The following is a 5813-nucleotide window of genomic DNA, read 5'->3' as shown; positions in this document are numbered from 1 at the left end:
CCAGAGCATCGCGGTCGGCGGCGTCAGATTGTGGTCGGCGGCACCGATCGGCATGGTCGGCGTGCCGATCACGAGCGGAAAGCCATTGGCCGCGGCCTTCGCGGCATGATGCTCGGCCAGCGACTTCGACCGCGTATAGGCACCGGGCATCGCGTCGGCCGGCTGCAGCACCTCCTCGGCGGGAGCGCCGTTGAGGTCGGTATAGGGGAACAGGATCGATTCCGTCGAGCAGTGCAGGAAGCGCGACACGCCGCGCTTCATCGCAGCTGCCAGCACGACCTCGGTGCCGCGGAAATTGACGTCGTGAAAGTCCTGCTTGTKGGCAACCCACATGCCGGGCAGGCCGGCGAGGTGATAGACCTGATCGACGCCGGCCAGCGCGGCATCGACCGCGGCGCCGTCCAGCACCGAGCCGTGAACATAGTGGACGTCGGTATTGGCGGCGGCCGGCGGCCGGACGTCGAGAACACGCACCCGCTGCCCACGGGCGCGGAGCGATTCTACGAGATGATGTCCGATGAAGCCGCTGCCACCGGTAACCAGTACGAGAGCCATGAAGAAGGTTTGCTGTTTCGCTTCTAGAGCTATCGGGTTGAAAGGGAATTGGTCGGAAGAGGCGCCAGAATCGCGGCAAGGTCGCGACGGAAGCCCAGTGCAATGAATAATTTTGCCATGACAAACATCGGTCCCAGCAAAAGATGCGACGGAAACGTGAATAACGAGGCTTCGCGCCCCTCAAAAACCTTGTGGCCGATGGCCTGCGCGGCAAGGCCGAGCCCGACCAGCGCGGCGAAAATCGCCCACATCGTCATGGTGCTAGCTTGCGCCGAAATGGTCGTGGCGATCGAAAACAGCACGACGGAGACGGCCAGAATGCCGACCCCGAGCGCAACGTCGAGCAGCAGCCAATAGATCAGAACCGGCAAGGCCAGGATGACTGCCAGGCTGAGTTCAGTTCCGAACAGCGGCACCTTCACCAACGTCAGCGGCAGCACGGCGCCCGTGAACAGCAAGAGGATACCGACCACATGCATCGCCGTATTCCGGGGATCGCGATGGTACTCGACATAAACGGCAAGTTGGCGTTGAAACAAGCCACCCATCTTGGTCTCATGCAGCACAGGGTTGGGGAAGGACGAACCAGAGCCTATAGCACCTGATAGGGCAGTGCACAAACCGGCACTATTGTCGCGCAAGACCGTGCTGTCGCGCTGTGAAACAGGTCACAAAACAATCAGGACTTCAAGGGGTTCCGTCTGGCGCCGAGGCGCGCTCGTTCAGCGCTTCTTGGCGGGCTTTTTCGTCGCAGGCGCAGGTGCCGCAGCCGGATGCGCGGGTGCCTCCTCCGGTACCTTGGCAAAGGTCAGGATTTGCAACTGGCCGTTGACGGCCGCGGTCGGCTTCGCCCGGTCGAGAAACTGCTCCTCGCCGAGGCCGATCGGGTGCAGCCGCTTGGTCGAGATCTTGAACGTGTTCACCAGCACGTCGCGGATCGCGTCCGCCCGGCGCTGGCTCAGGATCGCATTGGCCTCGCGCGTCTTCGAATTGGATTCGACGTGGCCGACGATCAGGAAGGTGTAGGGCAGCAGCGAGGATTGAACCAGCGCGTCCGCGATGCGGCCGACGGTCTGGTAGGACGCCGGCTGGATGATCGGCGTGTCGGCGTCGAACTGGATCTGCGCGTTGAAGGCGGGCAGCTTGGCAAGATCAGGCGCGATCGGCGGCCGGTTCACCGGCCCCGGATCGTTCTTGATCCTGGCCTTGGCGCGCTCCATCACCTGCTGCTTCAGCGCGGGAAGGTCGATTTCGGCGGCCTCTTCGACATGGTTCAGCTTGCCGACGATGTCGTCGCGGGTCGGCGGCGCCGTCTGTGCGCTGGCTGCGCCCGCGAGCAAGGCGAGGCCGAGCGCGATGCCGATTCCGGCAGTGGAAAGCCCCTTCGCGCGCATCATCGATACCCCGCGTCGTCCACGGCCTTCAGGCAGTTGTTGCTGATGCCCTTGGGCGTCGAGACCAGGCAGGGGATCGACTTGCTGGTCTCCTTGGTCGAGCCGCCGCAGACCTTGACGATCTCGCGCTGGCAGGCGTTCGCCACCGTGATGCGCGCGGCGACGCGCTTCTGGATGGCGTCGAAGACGCCGAGATAATCGCTCTGGCACTGCGGCGAGAGCACGTCGCGGTTGCGGGACAGGCACTCCTTCAGCCGGGTCGAATCCGGATTGACGCCGCGGCAATTGGCGACGATTTCCGCACCGCAGCTCGCCGCCAGCTTTCCGATCGAATCGCCAAAGCTCATGGTCTCCGCCGCCGCAAGCGACGGCATAACCAATGCCAGCACGATCAATGTGATGGAGCCCCGGACCATGGCCGCATCTGATACGGGGAAGTTCGCGGTGGTCAAGGGGCGTAGAGCGAAGAAAGACGGCGGCGTAACGCCGCCGCAACAGGGGAGGGCCTCACGCCCGCTGCACGAAGCTGTCCACGACCTTCTTCTCGCCGGCCTTGTCGAAGGCGATGGTGAGCTTGTTGCCGTCGATCTTGGTGACGCGGCCGTAGCCGAATTTCTGGTGGAAGACGCGGTCGGAGAGCGAGAATTCCGAGGTCGTGCCGGTGGATTTGGCGACCAGCTCGCCCTCGATCGTCATCGGCCCGCGCCGGCGCGAGGAGAAGCTGCCGAAATCGGGTCCGGATGACGAGGAGGACGAGAACGTCGCGGCCTCTTCCTCGAAGCTGCCGTGGCCGCCGGCGCCGGTGCGGCCGCCGCCCCGGTTGCGGTTGGCCTGCGCCCGCTGCCAGCCCGGCGTCGTATAGCTGGAGCCGAACGCCTCCATGTCGTCGAAGCGCGAGGCGCCATAGCCGCCGGTGCCGCCCCAGGCCGAGCCGCCCTTGGATTCCGTGATCTCGACATTGGCCGCCGGCAATTCGTCGAGGAAGCGCGACGGGATCGTGGTCGACCAGGTGCCATGGATCCGGCGGTTGGTGGCGAAATAGATCATGGCGCGCCGCCGCGCCCGGGTCAGGCCGACATGGCCGAGCCGACGCTCTTCTTCCAGCCCGGCGCGGCCCTGTTCGTCCAGCGTGCGCTGGCTCGGGAACAGGCCTTCCTCCCAGCCCGGCAGGAACACGTTGTCGAATTCGAGGCCCTTGGCCGAATGCAGCGTCATCAGCGACACCGCGTCTTCCTCGGCGCCGCCGTCGCGGTCCATCACCAGCGAGATGTGCTCCAAAAACCCTTGCAGGTTCTCGAACTCCTCCATGGAGCGCACCAGCTCCTTGAGGTTTTCGAGCCGGCCGGCGGCGTCCGCCGAACGGTCTTTCTGCCACATCTCGGTGTAGCCGCTCTCGTCGAGCACGATCTGGGCGAGGTCGGTATGCGCGGTGACTTCGCGCTGGGCGCGCCAGCGGTCGAACTGGGCGACGAGGTCGCGCAGGGACCCGCGCGCCTTCGGCTTCAGCTCGTCGGTCTCGACCACCGCGCGCGCCGCCTCGAACAGCGGAATGCGGCGCTTGCGGGCGTGGTCGTGCAGCATCTGCACGGTGGCATCGCCGAGGCCGCGCTTGGGCGTGTTGACGATACGCTCGAAGGCGAGATCGTCGGCCGGTGAATTGATGACACGCAGATAGGCCAGCGCGTCGCGGATCTCGGCGCGCTCGTAGAAGCGCGGGCCGCCGATGACGCGATAGGGCAGGCCGAGCGTGACGAAACGGTCTTCGAACTCGCGCATCTGGTAGGAGGCGCGCACCAGGATCGCGATCTCGTTCAGCTTCTCGCCCTGGCGCTGGATCTGCTCGATCTCCTCGCCGATGCCGCGGGCTTCCTCTTCCGAATCCCACGAGCCCGTCACCGTGACCTTCTCGCCGTCCTGATCCTCGGTGCGCAGCGTCTTGCCGAGCCGGCCTTCATTGTGCGCGATCAGGTGCGAGGCGGCGGCGAGGATGTGGCCGGTCGAACGGTAATTGCGTTCGAGGCGAATGACCTTGGCGCCGGGGAAATCGTGGTCGAAGCGCAGGATGTTGTCGACCTCGGCGCCGCGCCAGCCATAGATCGACTGGTCGTCGTCGCCGACGCAGCAGATGTTCTTGACGTGGGGCGTGGCCACCGCCACATGCTCCGTCATTCCGGGGCGATGCGCAGCATCGAACCCGGAATCTCGATCCTCGGACTCACTGCTGGATTCCGGGTTCGGCTCTTCGAGCCGCCCCGGAATGACGGTGGGCGCGGTTTGCTTCGCCGGCGCCTGCGACAGCAGCCGCAGCCACAGATATTGCGCGACGTTGGTGTCCTGATATTCGTCCACCAGGATGTATTTGAAGCGCTGCTGGTACTGCCGCAGGATATCCGGGTGCTCGCGGAAGATGCGGATGTTCTCCAGCAGCAGGTCGCCGAAATCGGCGGCGTTCAGGATCTTCAGCCGCTCCTGATAGCTCGCATAGAGCTTGCCGCCCTTGCCGTTGGCGAAGACAGCGGCTTCGCCCGAGGGCACCTGCGACGGCGTCAGGCCGCGGTTCTTCCAGCCGTCGATCAGGCCGGCCAGCATGCGCGCCGGCCAGCGCTTGTCGTCGATGTTGTCGGCCTGAAGCAGCTGCTTCAGCAGCCGGACCTGGTCGTCGACGTCGAGCACGGTGAAGTTCGACTTGAGCTGCGCCAGCTCGGCATGGGTGCGCAGGATGCGGCCGCCGATGGAGTGGAAGGTGCCGAGCCACGGCATGCCCTCCACCGCGTGGCCGAGCATCTGGCCGAGCCGGTGCTTCATCTCGCGCGCGGCCTTGTTGGTGAAGGTCACCGACAGGATCTCGGCGGGGCGGGCGCGGCCCTGGCTCAGGATATGGGCGATGCGCGTGGTCAGCACGCGGGTCTTGCCGGTGCCGGCGCCAGCCAGCACCAGGACCGGGCCGTCCAGCGTCTCCACCGCCTCGCGCTGCTCGGGATTGAGCCCGGACAGGTATTTCGGGCCCACCGAGGCGCGCGCACGCGCGGCGATGCCGCCGGCTGCGGGCTGGTGGTCGGGGACGCTGGTGATCTTGCTCGGCTCGGTCATGCGAATCATTTGGCCCCACGATGGCACCGCGGGGTGACGGGAGGGAGCCTTCATAACAGGGATTGGTGCCTATATGGGGCGGCGGTGCGAGGTTTTCCACGTACGTGGCAGGCCGATTTGTTCCTGCGGGAGCTGCTAATTTCCACCTTGCGTGGGCAGGAACCATCGTTCCCGCGTCGAGATTGTCTGGACAGGTGGCGCGGCCAGCCGCGCCGACGCAGACAAATATCAAGACGAGGATTTGACCATGCTTGGCTGGGTTGTGACGTTTCTGGTTATCGCACTGATCGCCGGTATCCTGGGCTTTGGCGGCATCGCCGGCGCTTCGATCGAAATCGCCAAGATCATCTTCTTCATTGCGGTCGTGCTGTTCCTGGTTTCGGCCGTGGTCGGCCTCGCCCGCGGCCGCAGGATCTAGCGGTGTTATCCTCATGGTGAGGAGCGCGGAACGCGCGTCTCGAACCATGAAGGCCCGACTGTGGCCTTGCATCCTTCGAGACGCCCGCTTCGCGGGCTCCTCAGGATGAGGGGTTAGAGAGGACTGTTTGGCTACCGCTTCGAGGGCATCGCCACGCTCCGGCCGATGGCCTCGGGCCGGGCCAAGTCGCTGTGGGCCCTGGCGATGCCTGCGATGCGCTGCTGGATATCGGGCGGAAACGCCGCAACGCGCCGTGCGTTCATGTCCATGTGCAGCGACATGTTCTCCGAGGTGGCCGATAACCAGCCTTCGGTGGCGTGCCTCATCTCCTCGAACGTGTGCAGCCGCTTGTCGTC

The 5813-nt window shown here is 65.3% G+C and carries 7 protein-coding genes; 1 reads left to right on the top strand and 6 read right to left on the bottom strand.

Annotated elements, in window-relative coordinates; translation table 11 throughout:
• The 5 genes from AC1D00_RS23550 to AC1D00_RS23530 all read right to left on the bottom strand — a co-directional run.
• The coding region (locus tag AC1D00_RS23550; RefSeq protein ID WP_477012301.1) for an NAD-dependent epimerase/dehydratase family protein at positions 1-555 on the bottom strand (555 nt) is incomplete at its 3' end.
• 29 nt (positions 556-584) lie between these two features.
• Complete coding sequence (locus AC1D00_RS23545) at positions 585-1103, bottom strand: Mpo1 family 2-hydroxy fatty acid dioxygenase (protein ID WP_167771008.1); 519 nt, start codon at positions 1101-1103, stop codon at positions 585-587.
• 174 nt (positions 1104-1277) lie between these two features.
• Positions 1278-1949: an OmpA family protein gene (locus tag AC1D00_RS23540; protein ID WP_477012302.1), complete on the bottom strand. Its 672-nt coding sequence runs from the start codon at positions 1947-1949 to the stop codon at positions 1278-1280.
• Positions 1949-2365, bottom strand: a complete 417-nt coding sequence (locus AC1D00_RS23535; protein ID WP_167771009.1) for a hypothetical protein — start codon at positions 2363-2365, stop codon at positions 1949-1951. The genes AC1D00_RS23540 and AC1D00_RS23535 overlap by 1 nt, the downstream gene beginning before the upstream one ends.
• Before the next feature lie 91 nt (positions 2366-2456).
• Positions 2457-5048 (bottom strand): ATP-dependent helicase, encoded by a 2592-nt coding sequence (locus AC1D00_RS23530; protein ID WP_477012300.1) that lies wholly within the window; start codon positions 5046-5048, stop codon positions 2457-2459.
• A 238-nt stretch (positions 5049-5286) separates the two neighbouring features.
• Here AC1D00_RS23530 and AC1D00_RS23525 point away from each other — a divergent pair, with 238 nt between their 5' ends.
• Complete coding sequence (locus AC1D00_RS23525) at positions 5287-5457, top strand: DUF1328 domain-containing protein (RefSeq protein ID WP_014493008.1); 171 nt, start codon at positions 5287-5289, stop codon at positions 5455-5457.
• Between the two features lie 131 nt (positions 5458-5588).
• Here the strand turns inward: AC1D00_RS23525 and AC1D00_RS23520 are convergent.
• Positions 5589-5813: thioesterase family protein (locus tag AC1D00_RS23520; protein WP_477012299.1), on the bottom strand; the 225-nt coding region annotated here is incomplete at its 5' end.

Source organism: Bradyrhizobium sp. P2_E8 (assembly GCF_056403875.1).
The sequence above is the reverse complement of the archived record's forward strand: the minus strand, read 5'-3'. Positions and strand labels throughout refer to the sequence as shown.